The following is a 14,130-nucleotide window of genomic DNA, read 5'->3' on the forward strand; positions in this document are numbered from 1 at the left end:
GTAATTAAAATAACCTTCATTCGTAATTTGCGGTCGAGGTTAACATCCTTTTAACGATAAAAAACGTGCGTTGTAACACAACTTCTTAACCGGAACGCTCTGAAAGCCGTTAGCAAAGTCACTATTTGCATTCTCATTAATCCACACAGCGAGTAAGCTTTATGAATCAAATCAATCAGCCGACAGGACAGAACGGCGAACGTAAAGGGGCAGGCGAGATGGCGGTTAAGATGATTGCGGTGGATATGGATGGCACCTTTCTGGACGATAATAAGCAGTACAACGTTCAGCGGTTTTCACGTCAGTATGCGCTGCTGAAGCAGAAGGGCATCCGTTTTGTGGTGGCCAGTGGTAATCAGTATTACCAGCTGCAGCGCTATTTTCCCGACATCAAAGATGAGATCGCTTTCGTGGCAGAAAATGGCGCCTGGGTCTCTGACTGCAATGAAGAGATTTTCTGTGGTGAGTTAGCGCAGGAGAAGGTGCACAAGATTCTCGATATTCTGGCACATGAACCGGACATCGCGGTGGTGGTGTGTGGACGGAAGGGTGCCTATATGCATTCTTCTGCCTCTGACGAGGTGATGGACCAGCTGGCAAACCACTATCATCGTCTGGAAAAGCGGGATGACCTCTATGCCATTGACGACACCATCTTCAAGTTTTCGCTTAAGCTGGAACATGAAGGGGTAGAGGCACTGCTGCAACGCCTGCATGCCCGTCTGGGCGAGCTGGAAAATATCATGCATCCGGTTTCCAGCGGCTTTGGTTTTATTGACCTCATCATTCCCGGTTGCCATAAAGCCCACGGCATCGCGCTGTTACAGGAAAAATGGGGCATCAGTGATTGTGAAGTGCTGGCGATTGGTGACAGCGCGAATGATATCGAGATGCTGCGCCAGGCCTGCTTCAGTTTCTCAATGGCCAATGCGGCCGACGCTGTCGCCGCCGTGGCACGCTACCAGACGCAGAGCAACAATGATGAAGGCGCGCTGAATGTGATTGCGCGCGTGCTGGCGCGTGAATTCCCGTTCGACTAAGAGGCGGTAACCTGCATAACGGACGGCGTGTTATCCGCCACTCTCCTGATGGCTGCGCGCATGATTTTCCATTTCATCCAGCGCAGCCTGATTCTCCAGTCCCCACTGATACATCTGCTCAATCGGCTGTGCGAAGGTATGGCCCAGCGCGGTGAGGCTGTATTCCACCTTTGGCGGCACCACCTGCCAGACATGGCGTGACACGAGGCCGCGTTGTTCCAGTTCACGCAGCGTCTGAATCAGCATCTTCTTCGAGATGCCCTGCAGACTACGCTCCAGTTCGCCAGTGCGCGCCCGATTGTCCGGCCAGTGAAAAAGCGCATGCAGCACCATTGTGCTCCACTTCACCGAAAACAGTTCCAGCAGGCGGCGCGGCGGTGAGTCCGCGTAAAAACAGAGTTTCCCGTCAACCCAGACCGGCATAATCGCCATCCCATTTCATGGTAACCAAAAGGTAACTACTATCAAAAGCGGTTCCGTGTGTCTATAGTGTGCCGCTTTCTTTACGACCATCAGGTAAGAAGAGGCAACAGATGAAAATTAACGCGCTGGTCGCTACTCAGGCAGATCAACCGCTCCGGACAGGTGAGGTTGAGTTACGCGATCTGCAGGCTGATGATGTAAAAATTGAGATTCTCTACTGCGGCGTCTGCCACTCTGACCTGCATATGGCGCGCAATGAATGGGGCGTCAGCCGTTATCCGCTGGTGCCCGGTCACGAGATTGTGGGTCGTGTGGTAGCAATAGGTGACAACGTCACTAAATTTTCTGTTGGAGAGACGGTTGGCGTTGGCGTGATGGTCGATTCCTGCCGGACGTGTCACTTTTGCCAGCAGCACGAAGAGCAGTACTGCGAGGCGGGTTTCACGCCGACCTACAACGGCACCGATAAATATACCGGCAACACGACGTTTGGCGGCTATGCGCAGCACGTTATCGCCGACCAGCATTTTGTGGTCACAGTGCCGGATAATCTGGCGCTGAACGCGGTGGCTCCACTGCTGTGCGCTGGCGTGACCGTCTGGTCACCCTTACAGCACTTCAATGTTAAAGCAGGCGATCGTGTAGGGGTGGTCGGTCTGGGCGGACTGGGCCATATGGCGGTTAAGCTGGCCAGCGCGCTGGGTGCAGAAGTGACCCTGTTTACGACCTCTCCGGCGAAAGGGGCAGATGCGCGTCGGCTGGGTGCCAAAAACGTCGTGATCTCGCGAGACGCAGCCCAGATGGCAGGATGTCAGGCGTCGCTGGATATTATCCTCGACTGTGTTGCTGCCCCTCATGACCTCGATCCTTATCTCAGCACGCTGAAAACCAACGGTCAGTTAGTGCTGGTGGGGATACCCGATCAACCGCATCCGTCACCCAATGTCACGCCAATGGTGTTCCGCCGACTGAGTATTACGGGAACCTCGATCGGCAGCATTCAGGAGACACAGCAGATGCTCGACTTCTGTGGCATACACAACATCACGGCTGACGTAGAGATGATCACCGGTGAAGAGGTGGAGTCTGCTTTTGAACGCATGCTGACCAGCGATGTGAAATATCGTTTCGTTATCGATATGCAGAAAACCTGCTGGTGATTCGCCTGGCCCGCCGTAAAGGCGGGTCATTTTCCCTCCGTCGGCAGAGGTGAACACGAAAAAAGTAAGGTTTATAGTTACAACATACTTTTAATCGTAAGCTTAACAGCGTGCCTGCATCAGCCCCGATACTCAGTTAGTCTGACAGCAAAAGCCGGGCAAAAAAATACCCGGCTCGATGACCGGGTATCTGCATTGCTACCTGACGCTGTCAGCTAATCCTGCTTTTTATCCGCGTTACTCTTTTCGGGTTCATCCTGCTCAACTACATGAATAAACGGCTTGAGCAGCTGGATATCCAGAATGACATAAACCATCGTGCTGATGAAAAGCGAAATCACACTGCCAAAAACGCCGCTGGTGGTAAACGTCAGATAGTTATAAATCACCAGCCAGGTCACACAGATAAACAGTGCGAGCGAAATTGAAAGACTGGACACAGAGTAATTGCTGGTGCCGCCACCCTGAGTATGCGTTGCTTTAAACAGGTTACCGATGGCGTACTTCTCCAGCACCAGAATACTTTTTTCCCAGTTACGCTGCTTCCGCGCGCTGGCGCGAGTGAGGAAGAGATAAAGAATGGAGATGAAGAAGCCCGAGAAGGCGATGAGCACCGGAATGGCTTCCAGCGCATATTCGATACTCTTATGCGCAGCGCCTCTGGTGCTAAGATCCAGCGTCAGCGAGGCACCCAGCGCAGCATATAAAAAGAGAAACAACAGCAGAAAAGTCAGGCTGCGCTTCCAGTCGCTGTCTGCCTCTGCATTCTTCTGCTGGATGGCCAGCTGAAGCGATTGCTGAATGTGTTGTGCCTCAAGTGAGTCTGTATCAAAGGTATCGCAGGGTGCAGCAAAGAAGTTGTGCATAAACAGCTCATCTTCTTTGTGAATAGTGATTTTCATCAGAAACCTGTGTACGGGAAATTTTCTCTATTCTAATCAGCACAGCATGAATTAACAGTAACTTCGCCCGTAAACCTGCAGCCCCATGCTGACTCAGCGGGATATCAGACCCAGAAGAGAGCTGAACAGCGAATCCGTTGCAAAGTTCTGCGCAGCGTTACCCTCATCGTGACGCAACTGCTGATAGCGCAAAAGCGCCGCATCAGCGTTATCAGCATTGACCACGTCCCATACTTCTTTATAGCCTTCCGCTACTAACCGGTCCTGCTGATCCTGGCTGACATGATTCACGGCCCTGACTGTCTGGTTTTTCTGGAACAGACGGTAAGCTGGCATGCTTATTTCTCCGCAGGGTTGTCCAGCGCTTTAAACTGCTTAATCGCGTCATTGATATTATTCGTTTCAACGGTCGCGATACAGCGATCGCCATTGAAAACTTCATAGCGGGCATTATGCAGTTGAAACAATAAATCCCTGCCACGAAAGTGTATACGTTTCTGCTTAACGCCAATCCCATGCCGCCGTAATAACGCCTGTGACAGACGATCGGTCTCTTTAATCATTCCTTCAGCTCCTCGGCAGTACGTGGTCACTACCAGTAAACCTGATGAACATTAGTTTTATATTAAGAGATAACCTTATTTTTAACAGGGCTAAGGCGCGCCTTTCAGAGAAATTACCTGATAGCAGGGACGTGAGGGAATATGAGCCTGCCATTTGCTGCGTTAATGGGGCCTGGATGCGGTACACTTGAGCGGACAATTTGCCACAGGACACGCCGCTATGAGCGATAAGAAGATGATTTCCATTGATCAGTTCAATGCTGATGAACGTCTGGCCGTCGAACAAACCTATAAAGGGCTGGCTGAAAAGTACCGTCAGCGAACCGGTAAAGAACCGGATAGTAAAAAAGAGAAAGAATTCAACAGCGAAGCCCGGCAGATGGTGATGACCAGCAAGCTGGAAAAGGAGAGAGCAAAGGCAGAAAAGGAGAAGAAAAAACCGGTTCGCAAAAAGAAACCTGAGTCACTCACCGCCAGTGAAGTCAGTGATTTCAGCTGGTCTGCCTCGATTGTCAAAGGCCGCAGATAGTCTGCTACCGCGCGCAACAAGTCGCGCGGCATTTTTTCGCCACAACTTCGCTCCAAAGAAATATGATTACGATCTGGTAATTTAACAGACAGGCAATAAGAACATTCTGTAAAAAGGTTTATCTTATTTTACTTAATGCCGATAAAATGCCTTACCTGTCGCTGCTTCAGTTCACCTATGAATTATTACACTCCTGATGATGTTCAACTGAAGCACCGCTCGATGCGATTTGTGCGTCGTATGTTCATGATGCGCCAGCTCGGCACCGTTCTCTGTTTTTTGCCTATTCTGTCTGTTCTGATGGAGATGGGAAAAAGCACGGCACTTTGTGCTCTTCTGTGTACCAATGCCTTTATCTGGCCGTATATCGCTTACAGAATGGCGTTACGATCACGCGACTCTACCGGCTTTGAGCGTAAGAATCTGACACTGGATGCCGCTTTTGGCGGCGTCTGGGTTGCTGCGATGGCCCTGAGTCCATTGCCCTCAATTATTATCATGGCGGTGCTGATCTCCGATCGTTACTCGGCAGGCGGCTGGGTTCAACTGAAATCTGCGCTGCAGGCCTTTCTGTTTGCCTTTGTGCTGGTCTGGTCAGCGGAAAAGGCTCCGCTGGTGCTGACGTTCAGTACCCGAACCGTCTGGCTGACACTGCCGCTGGCCAGCCTGTATCTGCTGGCACTCAGCGTGGTGTCATATAATCTGACGCTGAGTCTGCGCCAGAAGAACCGCGAGCTGGAACGCATTGCGCTAATGGATCCGGGCCTGAAAATCCCTAATCGTCGGCTGTTTGAGCGCCGGCTTGAAAGTGAGTTTTTGCGCACGCAGCGAGGCGAGGGCAAAGCCTGGTTAATGCTGCTGGATGTCGACCACTTCAAACAGGTTAATGATACCTATGGGCATGAAGCGGGTGACTTTCTGCTGACAGAGATTTCGGCACTGCTGCGTGACAGCGTCGGCCTGAAAGATGTGCCCGCCCGCTTTGGCGGTGATGAGTTGTGTGTGATCGTACGGGATGCGGATGAAACCAGCATCCTGCTGCTGGCAGAGCAGATCAGGCAGGGGATTGCCCTGTTGCGGCTGCCAGCGTCATCCACATTTCAGTGTTCGGTGAGTATTGGGATTGCAGCAGCACATGATGCGGCATCGATTCATGAGTGGCTGAGATGTGCTGATGAGGTGCTTTATCAGGTTAAGCGCGCCGGCCGCAACAATGTGAAGATATGGCATTCAGACTCGCTGAACATACTCAGTGCAGTCAGGAGCAAATGAAGAAGTCAGCCTGGGACGCGTCCTCAGGCTGAGTGATCAAATTGTCGGGTAGTCGCCAGTGCCTTCAGGCCACGGCGTCAGCAGATCGAAACCCTCTTCAGTGACGGCGATGGTATGTTCCCACTGCGCCGAGAGCGAGCGATCCCTGGTAACGACCGTCCAGCCATCTGACAGCACGCTGGTTCCGGCTTTACCGGCATTAATCATCGGTTCAATGGTAAAGATCATTCCTGCCTTCAGTGGCAGCCCTTCGCCTGGCGTGCCGTAATGCAGCACCTGTGGATCAGTGTGATAAATCTCACCCACGCCGTGACCGCAATATTCTCGCACTACAGAGAAACCAGCAGCTTCTGCAACACGCTGGATTGCCGCACCTACATCACCCAGTGTCGCGCCTGGACGGACCGTTTTGATCCCCGCAACCATCGATTGATAGGTAATCTCTACCAGACGTTTTGCACGTACTGACGGCGTGCCGACAAAATACATCCGGCTGGTATCGCCATACCAGCCATCTTTAATAACCGCCACATCGATATTAACGATATCGCCATCCTTAAGCTTTTTGCTGGCTGGTATACCGTGGCACACCACGTGATTGACCGACGTGCAGGTCGTGCGGGTATAGCCGTGGTAGCCGATGTTCGCGGGTGTCACCTTCAGTTCATTCACAATGAAGTCGTGACAGATATCATCCAGCTCTTCGGTGGTAATGCCGGGTCGAACGTGCGATGTAATCATCGCCAGTACCTGAGCGGCAGCCTGTCCGGCTGCCCGCGCCATCTCAATCTCTGCGGCGGTATGAATTTTAACGGTGTTCATAACACGTCTCCTTGTGTGGTGAGGCGCTCTTTTTGGAGCATAGTGCGGATATCAGCGCCGCCGTCCAGTTCAAGCCGGACCAGCATCTGTGCCAGCTGGTGTTGGGTCTGCTGAGGATAGAGTTCAGCCAGCATACCGAGTTTGAGCCAGTGTTCTGCCTGTGCATTGATCGAACGGCTCATCGCCTGACTGGCGATGCGCAAATTTTCATGCATCAGGTCGGAGATCTTTACGATACCCATATGAGCCTTATATGAAACGTATATGTTTCGTATATAGTAACGCTAACGCAGTGGTTTGAAAAGAGGGGAAGATTCTCGCTCGCAGGAAATGTGGTACAACGTTTTTAACTACGGCCGCTTATTTGATTTTAGGATAGAAAAATTTACTGTTTATACAGAGATGCGTTTGATCGGGTAACCGCAGTGCAGGCGCTCGACAAACTGTGTCTTTTCTTGAAGGTTCGCAGATGACTGATTAGATGAAATCAGGATTTTTATCAGGCGGTTGTGGATATAAAGTCTTTAGCCTTGATGGGACAAAATTTGATCAAACAACAGGGATGTAATGATGAAAAAAATAATTGCGTTGACTGCGGTATTAGCAGTTTCCGGATGCCACATGAGTACAAATCACATCCGACAGCAGGGAATCAAGACTCCAGATGCGTCAGAGATTAAAAGTCAGTGCGAAGCTCAGACACCAGAGCATATTCAGGAGCGTGAAACGCAGCTCTGGCTCTGCCAGGCTGTAACAGCCATACAATATCGTTTTTTTGATGCAGATTCTTATCGCGGTAAAACATGTGATGTAAGGATCAGGCAGCCGGCAGGCGAGCCTCCGGTAAGCATCGACGTTCAGGCCGGAGATCCCGCTCTGTGTACGGCTGCTATTGAATCAATTAAACAAGCTGTAGAGGCTCAGACTTTTCCAATGAGACTCGCCTTTCTGAAAGACGAATTTCCGATACATTTCGCCCCGCAGTAAGCCTATACGACTATCGAAAGCGTTGAATATCAGATCGATATGCAGTAAGCCGTCGGCCAGCCAGAACTGATGCTATCACTATGTCGATCTCTGAAGTACTGCGATCAGATGCGGACCCGTAAAACGTGAGGTGCAGAGGTTTATCGCGATGCAGTTATCATTTGTCGCCAGTAGAATCTAAACCCTTCTTCCTGAACACTCGCCATTCATCCCAGCATTTTTCAGGGTTGATATCAAAATATCCGCGGCATTCTGCCATCGTAAAAGCAATATCGCTTGCCACTTCGATACAGGTGGCGCTATCCCTGATACTGCTGACTTCCTCTTCTGTAAGCGGGCTTCCTTTCTCATTCTCTTTTTTTAATAAGAGTGGAATGAGGGCAGGTATATAAACGAGGCTCATTTGTTATTTTCCTGATGGTTAAATATCACGCTGTGACTGAGAGCTGAAATCACACAGCGCCTTAATGATGTGCTGTACAGTGCAGTCGCCGGGTAACATCGATTCAGCGCCCTTCTTCTGTCGGCAGGGTCAGCAATCAATAATTATGTCCGGGGCAGAGAGGCAAGTTTGCTTAACCTGGCTTGCCATCAGAAAAGGTGAACACGGATCCGCTCAGGTTATTCCGTTCTCTGCATTCCCTTTACTATATTCTCGACAGCTGGCGCGATATCTTCAGCCAGAAAGTTGATATTTTGATCATGACTTAATCAACACCGGTCTATCCTTATGCCAGGAGGTACCTATGTGTGGACGGTTTGCGCAGTACAGTAGCAGAGACGATTACTTTGACTCTCTGGGACTGAAGCCCGATGAAATCATTTATGATCCGGAACCTATAGGGCGTTTCAATGTTGCGCCAGGCACCAACGTGCTGCTGCTCAATGAGCGGGATGATGAACTTCACCTGGACCCGGTTTACTGGGGCTACGATCCTGAGTGGTGGAATAAGCAGCCGCTAATCAATGCCCGGAGTGAAACAGCCCCAACCGGCCGTATGTTTAGGCCGTTATGGGAGCAGGGACGAGCCATTGTACCTGCCGATGGCTGGTACGAGTGGAAGCGTGAGGGTGACAGGAAACAGCCATATTTTATCCACCACAAAGCGAAGGAACCGCTGTTTTTCGCCGCGATCGGCAGGGCGCCTTACGGTAAAGACCATGGACATGAGGGATTTGTTATCGTCACAGCGGCGAGCAACAAAGGCATGGTCGATATTCATGACCGCCGTCCACTGGTTTTACGGGCGGACGCGGTACGCGAATGGCTCGGTGCTGAAACCACACCCGGTCGGGCACAGGACATTGCACATGAGGCCGCCTTACCCGAGCAGGATTTCACCTGGCACCCTGTTTCAGCCAAAGTCGGTAATATCCATAATCAGGGCGAGATGCTTATTGAAGAGATAAATCCTGAAGGCACATGAAGCGCAGGTGAGATAGGCACACCGCAATCTGCCATGTTGATCGTTAATGAGTGTCATCACGCTGAAAAAAACGTTCAGCTTAATGGCGCTTGCGGTCACTCATTTTCACACCAAATACACAAAAGCCCAGTAAATCCTTGGCCTCATCTTCCACCCGGGTCACCATGACCAGATCGGACGAACCGTCAGGCAGCACAACCTCATAAGGGGGATAGGGAAGTCCTTTCAATCGGAATTCCTGCAGCCAGAGTAGTTTTTCAGCCTGAGACGGAATAACTTCATAAATATATTTATGGATAAGATCCTGCGGAGCCCAGCCGACCCGTTCGGCAAACGTGTCACTTGCATCAACGATCACCAGTTCCGGATTAAGAAAACAAATAGACGTGCCGGGAATCGCATACATGGATGAAATCTGATGCGCTCGCTGATCGAGGGAAAGGCGCGCAACCCGCCGCAGCGATCCTTTATCTGGTACTGCATTAAGCATCCGGCAGCTTTCCGCTCCTGAGACAGGTTTCCCGAACAAATAGCCCTGCGCATAGAGGCAACCTATACCCCGGAGCATTTCAGCCTGTTCTTCGGTTTCAACGCCCTCCGCGATCACATCCATATCAAGGCTTCGGCCCAGACCGGCGACGCTGGAAATGATTTTGCGGCTGTCTTTTTTGTGCAGCATGGAGCGAATAAAACTGCTGTCAATTTTAAGCGTGTTAACCGGTAACTGAATCAGCCAGGCGAGGCTGGAATAGCCTGTTCCAAAATCATCCATTGCAATCTTACAACCCATACGTGACAGGGCTTCAATCTCTGTCCGGGCGGTATTGATATCATTTAACAGGGCTGTTTCAGTTATCTCAATCTTCAACCTTGCAAGATCGAGCTGAAATTCACTGGCTGTATTCCTTATAATTTCAGTAAGATACCTGCCATCAAGCTGCGAAGGAGAAACATTCATCGATATAAACTGCTGTTCTGGCCATGTGGCAGCAACTTTGAAACCCTGTGCCATAAGGCTGAGCATCAGCTCGTCGAGCAGACCACTTCGCTCCATAGCCGGAATGAAGTCTGAAGGAGGCGTAACAATACCCTCCGGGGATATGTGCCGCGCGAGCATCTCAAACCCCATCACGCGCAAATCTTCCAGAGAAACTATCGGCTGAAAAAACGGGCGAAACTCGCCCAGCTTAATACGCTGTTGCAAACGTTCGCGCGTTTCATCATTTTCTACACCAGGTTTCATTTCATTCCCGTAAATACATAATTTTCAGCCTGTTAACGAAAATTTTTCTGCAATTCAGGCTTTATAAACTCAGCGAACTCTGTCGACAATCGCATACTGGTTTAATCTTTTTTTCAGCATAATCATTAAGATAAACAGCTTCATATGACGGCTTATCTCAATACTGGCTTACTGTTTAATTGGGCAATATTTTATTACATTTGCTGTGTGTTCATATCTTATGCTGGTGAGTAAGACTACTAATTCACTATCGTTATCGGCTTCGACTTACTTTTCATTATATCGTAATAGCACGACACCGACGTGGGTATTAACCCACATTCAAAATGGTCGCTTAGCTCAGAGCAGATGAATAAGGATAGGTGGGGGAAGTTACCTGTAATGTTCGTGGTCATAAAAGGATAAATAACGATACAGGCTGACAATGAATATTAGCAAAGGTAATGAGTCCCAAAGTTGTAAAACTGATAAAGCTTTTAATCATTAACGTTTAAATGTGTGCACAGCTGTCAAATAATGAGGTTTCTTAATGACCATTCATATCGTCATCCCAGATGATTATCAGTTTGCCACTCAAAAACTGGATTTTCTACATAGTGATAACAGCTTTCATTGCGCTGCTCTGGGCAATGTCAGCATGGACCCGATGGCAGAGAAATAGCTGTTATCAGCTGAAGCTTTGATATTTATCCGCGAAAGGACGGTTATTGACGAAGCCTTTCTGCGACGCACGCCACCTCTTAAATTGATCAGTCAGACGGGTAAGCTGACGAGAAATGTCGATAGTGATGCCTGCACGCGATCGGGTGTTGCCATTGTGGAAGGGAGTGCCTCACCGGTTGCGCCTGCTGAGCTAACCTGGTTGTTAATCATGGCTTCCCGCCGAAAATTTGTCTCGTCGGTGAATGCAATAGCCGAAGGGCACTGGCAGACAGAAATCGGATCTGCGATTCACAATCAGGTCATCGGCATTCTGGGCTATGGAAAATTGGTAAACGGCTTGCGTCCTATGCTGCCGTTTTTGGGATGCTGGTGCAGGTATGGGGAAGTTCGCGTGCGCAGGAAGAGGCACGAGCAGACGGATGGACGGTTCCCGAAAGTCGGGAGCAATTTTTCGCCACGCGCGATGTGTTAACCGTGCACCAGCGGCTGGTGGCTGCGACGCAAGGCAACATCACGCCAGCCGATCTCGCGCTGATGAAAACTGATGCGTTATTCGTCAATACCAGCCGGGCTGAACTGGTTCATGACGGCGCGTTGCACAATGCCCTGACACAGGGGCGGCCTGGATTTGCGGCGTTGGATGTTTACGAAGAGGAACCGCTTTACAACACCCGGCATCCTTACCTGCAGATGCCCAATGTACTGTGTACGCGGCACCTGGGATATGTTGAAAAGGCCAGCTATGCGCTCTATTTCAGAACGGCATTTGATAATGTTGCGCGTTATTTTAGCGGTGACAGGTCGCATGTGATTAATTTCTGACTCCTTTGCGAAACTTCAGGGTGTGACTCTTTGAAAAAAATTGCCAGTTCAGGGCCAGATAATTAAGCAAGTAACAGAATCAAATGCACAACGCGCCAGAGCGCCATTCTCACGCTTTCCATACACCTTTTGGGCAAAAACTGCATAATTTACTTCGTAAAAAGAGGTGAAAGATCTTTCACATCTCTGGTGCTCAGTCTTACTAAAACTCACTCTCTTATGGCATCCCTCTTCTACTAATAGTCTCTTCCCCAGAAATTATTGCGCCTCGCATGCTTCCTTACTGCAATTTTCATGCTCGCTGCCGATAAAGACGGAAGGGACCAGCGAGCCACAGGTGCGGAACGTCGGTAATAACTTAATAAATCAGACGTCGGAGTGTTCAGCGATGAGCAACAAAAAAACAAAATTAAGCGTTATGCTCACCGCAGCATTTCTCACTGTCATCTTAGCGGGCGTTTTTGTAACAGGTTTTGCCGGGTTTAAACTTAATACCGCCAGCGAACAGCAGGCGTTGACCCGCGCGCGCCTTGGCGATCTTCAGGCACTTCAAACGCTAAAAGATAACCTGACTCAGCAGGCGCTTCTTTTAGTCTCTGCGGCTGCAGGCACTCAGCCCCAGACAGAAGAAAAACTTAAAACGCAGTTTTTGTCTTACAGACCACGAATGACAATACCACTGCGCATTTCCGGCAGCTGATCAACGGTGCTAAAAGCATTCCTGGAATTAATCTTGCTGAAGTTGAAGAGGCTTCCACGCAACTCAATAAAATTGAAGTAGCATCAGGTCCGCTTCGTCAGGCTGAGCAGAATGTGTTTACGCCAGATGCTATTGCGTTCCGGGATAAGCTTCGGAGCGAACTGATTCCTGCGCTTACTCAATATCGTATCGCAGTGGACGGCATGGTGAATTATCAGGCGCGGGTTACAGGTAAAACGGCGGAAACCTCAACGCAGGCGCTCTCGGGTGTTTATGTAACGCTGGCGTTTCTGACGACCCTGTTTGTCATTTTGGGGTTTGTGATGAGTGGCCTGATTACCCGCTGGCTCAAGGTTCAACTGGGTGGCGAACCTTCTCATGCGCAGGGCCTGGCCGCCGCGATTGCTGCAGGGGATCTGACAACGACGGTGACACTTCGTCAGGGGGATACCGTCAGCATGATGGCGTCCCTGAATAGCATGCAAAATAATCTGCGCAAGTTGGTCTCCCATATCAAAGACTCCTCCGCTTCGGTAGCCATGGCTGCTGATGAAATTTCCCAGGGCAATACCGAACTTTCCTCCCGTACAGAGCAGCAGGCTGCCGCGTTACAGGAAACTGCCGCCAGTATCGAACAGCTCACCGTCACGGTAAAAAGCAATGCAGCGGGTGCGCAGCAGACTGCGGACTCTGCACGCGAAACCGCTACCCTGGCGCGGTCGGGCGAGCACGATATGCAGCGGATGTCAGAGACGATGAATGATATTTCCAAAAGCGCAGTGAAAGTCCGGGATATTACTGCCGTTATCGAAGGAATCGCCTTCCAGACCAATATTCTGGCGCTCAACGCTGCGGTAGAAGCCGCTCGTGCGGGCGAACAGGGGCGGGGTTTTGCCGTCGTTGCCGGTGAAGTCAGGACGCTTGCTCAGCGCAGCGCCACGGCTGCCAGAGATATCAAACATCTGATTGAAGAAGCCGTAGCACAGGTTGAAAGTGGTGTTGTTGTCGCAACCGGAACAGGCAAGAGCATCCTTGATATCAATGCTATGGTCGGAAAACTGGCCGACGCGATGGACAACATCTCACTTGCCTCAGCAGAGCAGATGCAGGGCATTTCTCAGGTCAGTATTGCGGTCAATGAGATGGATGGCGTCACGCAGAATAATGCTGCACTGGTTGAGGAATCCTCTTCGGCATCGCAGTCACTTTCAGCCCAGGCACATTCGTTACGTGAAGCAGTGAATGCCTTTCGTCTGTAAGCGTCATGGTTTGAGTGCACACTAATTAAAGCCCTCTGACAGAGGGCTTTTCTCCGTGAGCATATTCAGGGCCGCTCAGAGAACTAAGGATCACGGTTAAGTAGAGTTATGTTCCCCGACGCATTTCCGCCAGCAGCGATTGCCTGAAAGCCTTTAGCGCCTTTTGTTTATGCCCGTTTAAACAGGTTTCTCTGAACAATACTTTTGCTGAGAGAGGCAGATCCAGGCCAGTTCCCGGTTAGCTCACCACCATCCAGCGCTGACTTTCACGCCGTACTCGCCCGCTAATGCCATGGCGGCAGTTGTTTTGCAGCGTTT

The 14,130-nt window shown here is 50.3% G+C and carries 15 protein-coding genes and 2 pseudogenes; 9 read left to right on the top strand and 8 right to left on the bottom strand.

What is annotated here, in order from left to right; all coding sequences use genetic code 11:
* Window positions 1–218 precede the first annotated feature (218 nt).
* Entirely contained in the window at window positions 219–1,040 is an 822-nt protein-coding gene (locus tag K6R05_RS20380) for a Cof-type HAD-IIB family hydrolase (RefSeq protein ID WP_222925796.1), read from the top strand.
* 30 nt (window positions 1,041–1,070) lie between these two features.
* Here the strand turns inward: K6R05_RS20380 and K6R05_RS20385 are convergent, their stop codons facing one another.
* On the bottom strand, window positions 1,071–1,463 hold the full coding sequence (locus K6R05_RS20385; protein ID WP_150037431.1) for a winged helix-turn-helix transcriptional regulator: 393 nt from the start codon (window positions 1,461–1,463) through the stop codon (window positions 1,071–1,073).
* Between the two features lie 110 nt (window positions 1,464–1,573).
* On the opposite strand from K6R05_RS20385, the gene K6R05_RS20390 reads away from it, so the two are divergent.
* Entirely contained in the window at window positions 1,574–2,623 is a 1,050-nt protein-coding gene (locus K6R05_RS20390; protein WP_222925771.1) for an NAD(P)-dependent alcohol dehydrogenase, read from the top strand.
* Window positions 2,624–2,838: 215 nt separating this feature from the next.
* Here K6R05_RS20390 and K6R05_RS20395 read toward each other — a convergent pair whose 3' ends face one another.
* From K6R05_RS20395 to K6R05_RS20405, 3 genes are all read right to left on the bottom strand, one after another.
* The gene (locus tag K6R05_RS20395; RefSeq protein ID WP_222925772.1) at window positions 2,839–3,525 is read right to left on the bottom strand and encodes a RipA family octameric membrane protein; all 687 of its coding nucleotides are present in this window, start codon (window positions 3,523–3,525) and stop codon (window positions 2,839–2,841) included.
* Between the two features lie 93 nt (window positions 3,526–3,618).
* A complete protein-coding gene (locus tag K6R05_RS20400) occupies window positions 3,619–3,861 on the bottom strand; it encodes a hypothetical protein (RefSeq protein WP_161736704.1) in 243 nt (80 codons plus the stop codon).
* Window positions 3,862–3,863: 2 nt separating this feature from the next.
* Window positions 3,864–4,088, bottom strand: coding sequence for a hypothetical protein (locus K6R05_RS20405; RefSeq protein WP_161736703.1), 225 nt, complete (start codon window positions 4,086–4,088; stop codon window positions 3,864–3,866).
* 220 nt (window positions 4,089–4,308) lie between these two features.
* On the opposite strand from K6R05_RS20405, the gene K6R05_RS20410 reads away from it, so the two are divergent.
* Both K6R05_RS20410 and K6R05_RS20415 read left to right on the top strand, forming a co-directional pair.
* Entirely contained in the window at window positions 4,309–4,617 is a 309-nt protein-coding gene (locus K6R05_RS20410) for a hypothetical protein (RefSeq protein WP_161736702.1), read from the top strand.
* A 177-nt stretch (window positions 4,618–4,794) separates the two neighbouring features.
* Window positions 4,795–5,889 carry a sensor domain-containing diguanylate cyclase gene (locus K6R05_RS20415; protein ID WP_161736701.1) on the top strand — a complete coding sequence of 365 codons (1,095 nt, stop codon included), beginning with the start codon at window positions 4,795–4,797 and terminating at the stop codon, window positions 5,887–5,889.
* A 36-nt stretch (window positions 5,890–5,925) separates the two neighbouring features.
* Here K6R05_RS20415 and map read toward each other — a convergent pair whose 3' ends face one another.
* Together map and K6R05_RS20425 are read right to left on the bottom strand one after the other, a co-directional pair.
* Window positions 5,926–6,711: a type I methionyl aminopeptidase gene (gene map / locus K6R05_RS20420; protein WP_222925773.1), complete on the bottom strand. Its 786-nt coding sequence runs from the start codon at window positions 6,709–6,711 to the stop codon at window positions 5,926–5,928.
* Window positions 6,708–6,953: a ParD-like family protein gene (locus tag K6R05_RS20425; RefSeq protein WP_161736699.1), complete on the bottom strand. Its 246-nt coding sequence runs from the start codon at window positions 6,951–6,953 to the stop codon at window positions 6,708–6,710. Before K6R05_RS20425 ends, map begins: the two co-directional genes overlap by 4 nt.
* A gap of 325 nt (window positions 6,954–7,278) precedes the next feature.
* Here K6R05_RS20425 and K6R05_RS20430 point away from each other — a divergent pair, with 325 nt between their 5' ends.
* On the top strand, window positions 7,279–7,698 hold the full coding sequence (locus K6R05_RS20430) for a cell envelope integrity TolA C-terminal domain-containing protein (RefSeq protein WP_262390939.1): 420 nt from the start codon (window positions 7,279–7,281) through the stop codon (window positions 7,696–7,698).
* Between the two features lie 157 nt (window positions 7,699–7,855).
* Here the strand turns inward: K6R05_RS20430 and K6R05_RS20435 are convergent, their stop codons facing one another.
* Window positions 7,856–8,101, bottom strand: coding sequence for a hypothetical protein (locus tag K6R05_RS20435; protein WP_161736698.1), 246 nt, complete (start codon window positions 8,099–8,101; stop codon window positions 7,856–7,858).
* Window positions 8,102–8,444: 343 nt separating this feature from the next.
* Here K6R05_RS20435 and K6R05_RS20440 point away from each other — a divergent pair, with 343 nt between their 5' ends.
* Window positions 8,445–9,125, top strand: a complete 681-nt coding sequence (locus K6R05_RS20440; protein WP_222925774.1) for an SOS response-associated peptidase family protein — start codon at window positions 8,445–8,447, stop codon at window positions 9,123–9,125.
* A 79-nt stretch (window positions 9,126–9,204) separates the two neighbouring features.
* Here K6R05_RS20440 and K6R05_RS20445 read toward each other — a convergent pair whose 3' ends face one another.
* Window positions 9,205–10,368, bottom strand: a complete 1,164-nt coding sequence (locus tag K6R05_RS20445; RefSeq protein WP_222925775.1) for an EAL domain-containing protein — start codon at window positions 10,366–10,368, stop codon at window positions 9,205–9,207.
* Window positions 10,369–10,897: 529 nt separating this feature from the next.
* On the opposite strand from K6R05_RS20445, the pseudogene K6R05_RS20450 reads away from it, so the two are divergent.
* The 3 genes and pseudogenes from K6R05_RS20450 to K6R05_RS22240 form a co-directional block, all read left to right on the top strand.
* Window positions 10,898–11,853: pseudogene (locus tag K6R05_RS20450) on the top strand (D-2-hydroxyacid dehydrogenase family protein).
* A gap of 388 nt (window positions 11,854–12,241) precedes the next feature.
* On the top strand, window positions 12,242–12,553 hold the full coding sequence (locus K6R05_RS22235) for a hypothetical protein (protein WP_262390940.1): 312 nt from the start codon (window positions 12,242–12,244) through the stop codon (window positions 12,551–12,553).
* Window positions 12,554–12,885: 332 nt separating this feature from the next.
* Window positions 12,886–13,812, top strand: a pseudogene (locus tag K6R05_RS22240) (methyl-accepting chemotaxis protein); the annotation flags it as partial.
* Window positions 13,813–14,130 lie beyond the last annotated feature (318 nt).

Origin of the sequence: Pantoea alfalfae (assembly GCF_019880205.1) — a bacterium.
In the GTDB taxonomy this organism is placed as follows: Bacteria; Pseudomonadota; Gammaproteobacteria; order Enterobacterales; family Enterobacteriaceae; genus Pantoea; species Pantoea alfalfae.

Excerpts from the sequence above, each read along its gene's own strand:
- K6R05_RS20380 (WP_222925796.1), top strand. The coding sequence starts at position 219 with ATGGCGGTTAAGATGATTGCGGTGGATATGGATGGCACCTTTCTGGAC.
- K6R05_RS20385 (WP_150037431.1), bottom strand. The coding sequence starts at position 1,463 with ATGCCGGTCTGGGTTGACGGGAAACTCTGTTTTTACGCGGACTCACCG.
- K6R05_RS20390 (WP_222925771.1), top strand. The coding sequence starts at position 1,574 with ATGAAAATTAACGCGCTGGTCGCTACTCAGGCAGATCAACCGCTCCGG.
- K6R05_RS20395 (WP_222925772.1), bottom strand. The coding sequence starts at position 3,525 with ATGAAAATCACTATTCACAAAGAAGATGAGCTGTTTATGCACAACTTC.
- K6R05_RS20400 (WP_161736704.1), bottom strand. The coding sequence starts at position 3,861 with ATGCCAGCTTACCGTCTGTTCCAGAAAAACCAGACAGTCAGGGCCGTG.
- K6R05_RS20405 (WP_161736703.1), bottom strand. The coding sequence starts at position 4,088 with ATGATTAAAGAGACCGATCGTCTGTCACAGGCGTTATTACGGCGGCAT.
- K6R05_RS20410 (WP_161736702.1), top strand. The coding sequence starts at position 4,309 with ATGAGCGATAAGAAGATGATTTCCATTGATCAGTTCAATGCTGATGAA.
- K6R05_RS20415 (WP_161736701.1), top strand. The coding sequence starts at position 4,795 with ATGAATTATTACACTCCTGATGATGTTCAACTGAAGCACCGCTCGATG.
- map (WP_222925773.1), bottom strand. The coding sequence starts at position 6,711 with ATGAACACCGTTAAAATTCATACCGCCGCAGAGATTGAGATGGCGCGG.
- K6R05_RS20425 (WP_161736699.1), bottom strand. The coding sequence starts at position 6,953 with ATGGGTATCGTAAAGATCTCCGACCTGATGCATGAAAATTTGCGCATC.
- K6R05_RS20430 (WP_262390939.1), top strand. The coding sequence starts at position 7,279 with ATGATGAAAAAAATAATTGCGTTGACTGCGGTATTAGCAGTTTCCGGA.
- K6R05_RS20435 (WP_161736698.1), bottom strand. The coding sequence starts at position 8,101 with ATGAGCCTCGTTTATATACCTGCCCTCATTCCACTCTTATTAAAAAAA.
- K6R05_RS20440 (WP_222925774.1), top strand. The coding sequence starts at position 8,445 with ATGTGTGGACGGTTTGCGCAGTACAGTAGCAGAGACGATTACTTTGAC.
- K6R05_RS20445 (WP_222925775.1), bottom strand. The coding sequence starts at position 10,368 with ATGAAACCTGGTGTAGAAAATGATGAAACGCGCGAACGTTTGCAACAG.
- K6R05_RS22235 (WP_262390940.1), top strand. The coding sequence starts at position 12,242 with ATGAGCAACAAAAAAACAAAATTAAGCGTTATGCTCACCGCAGCATTT.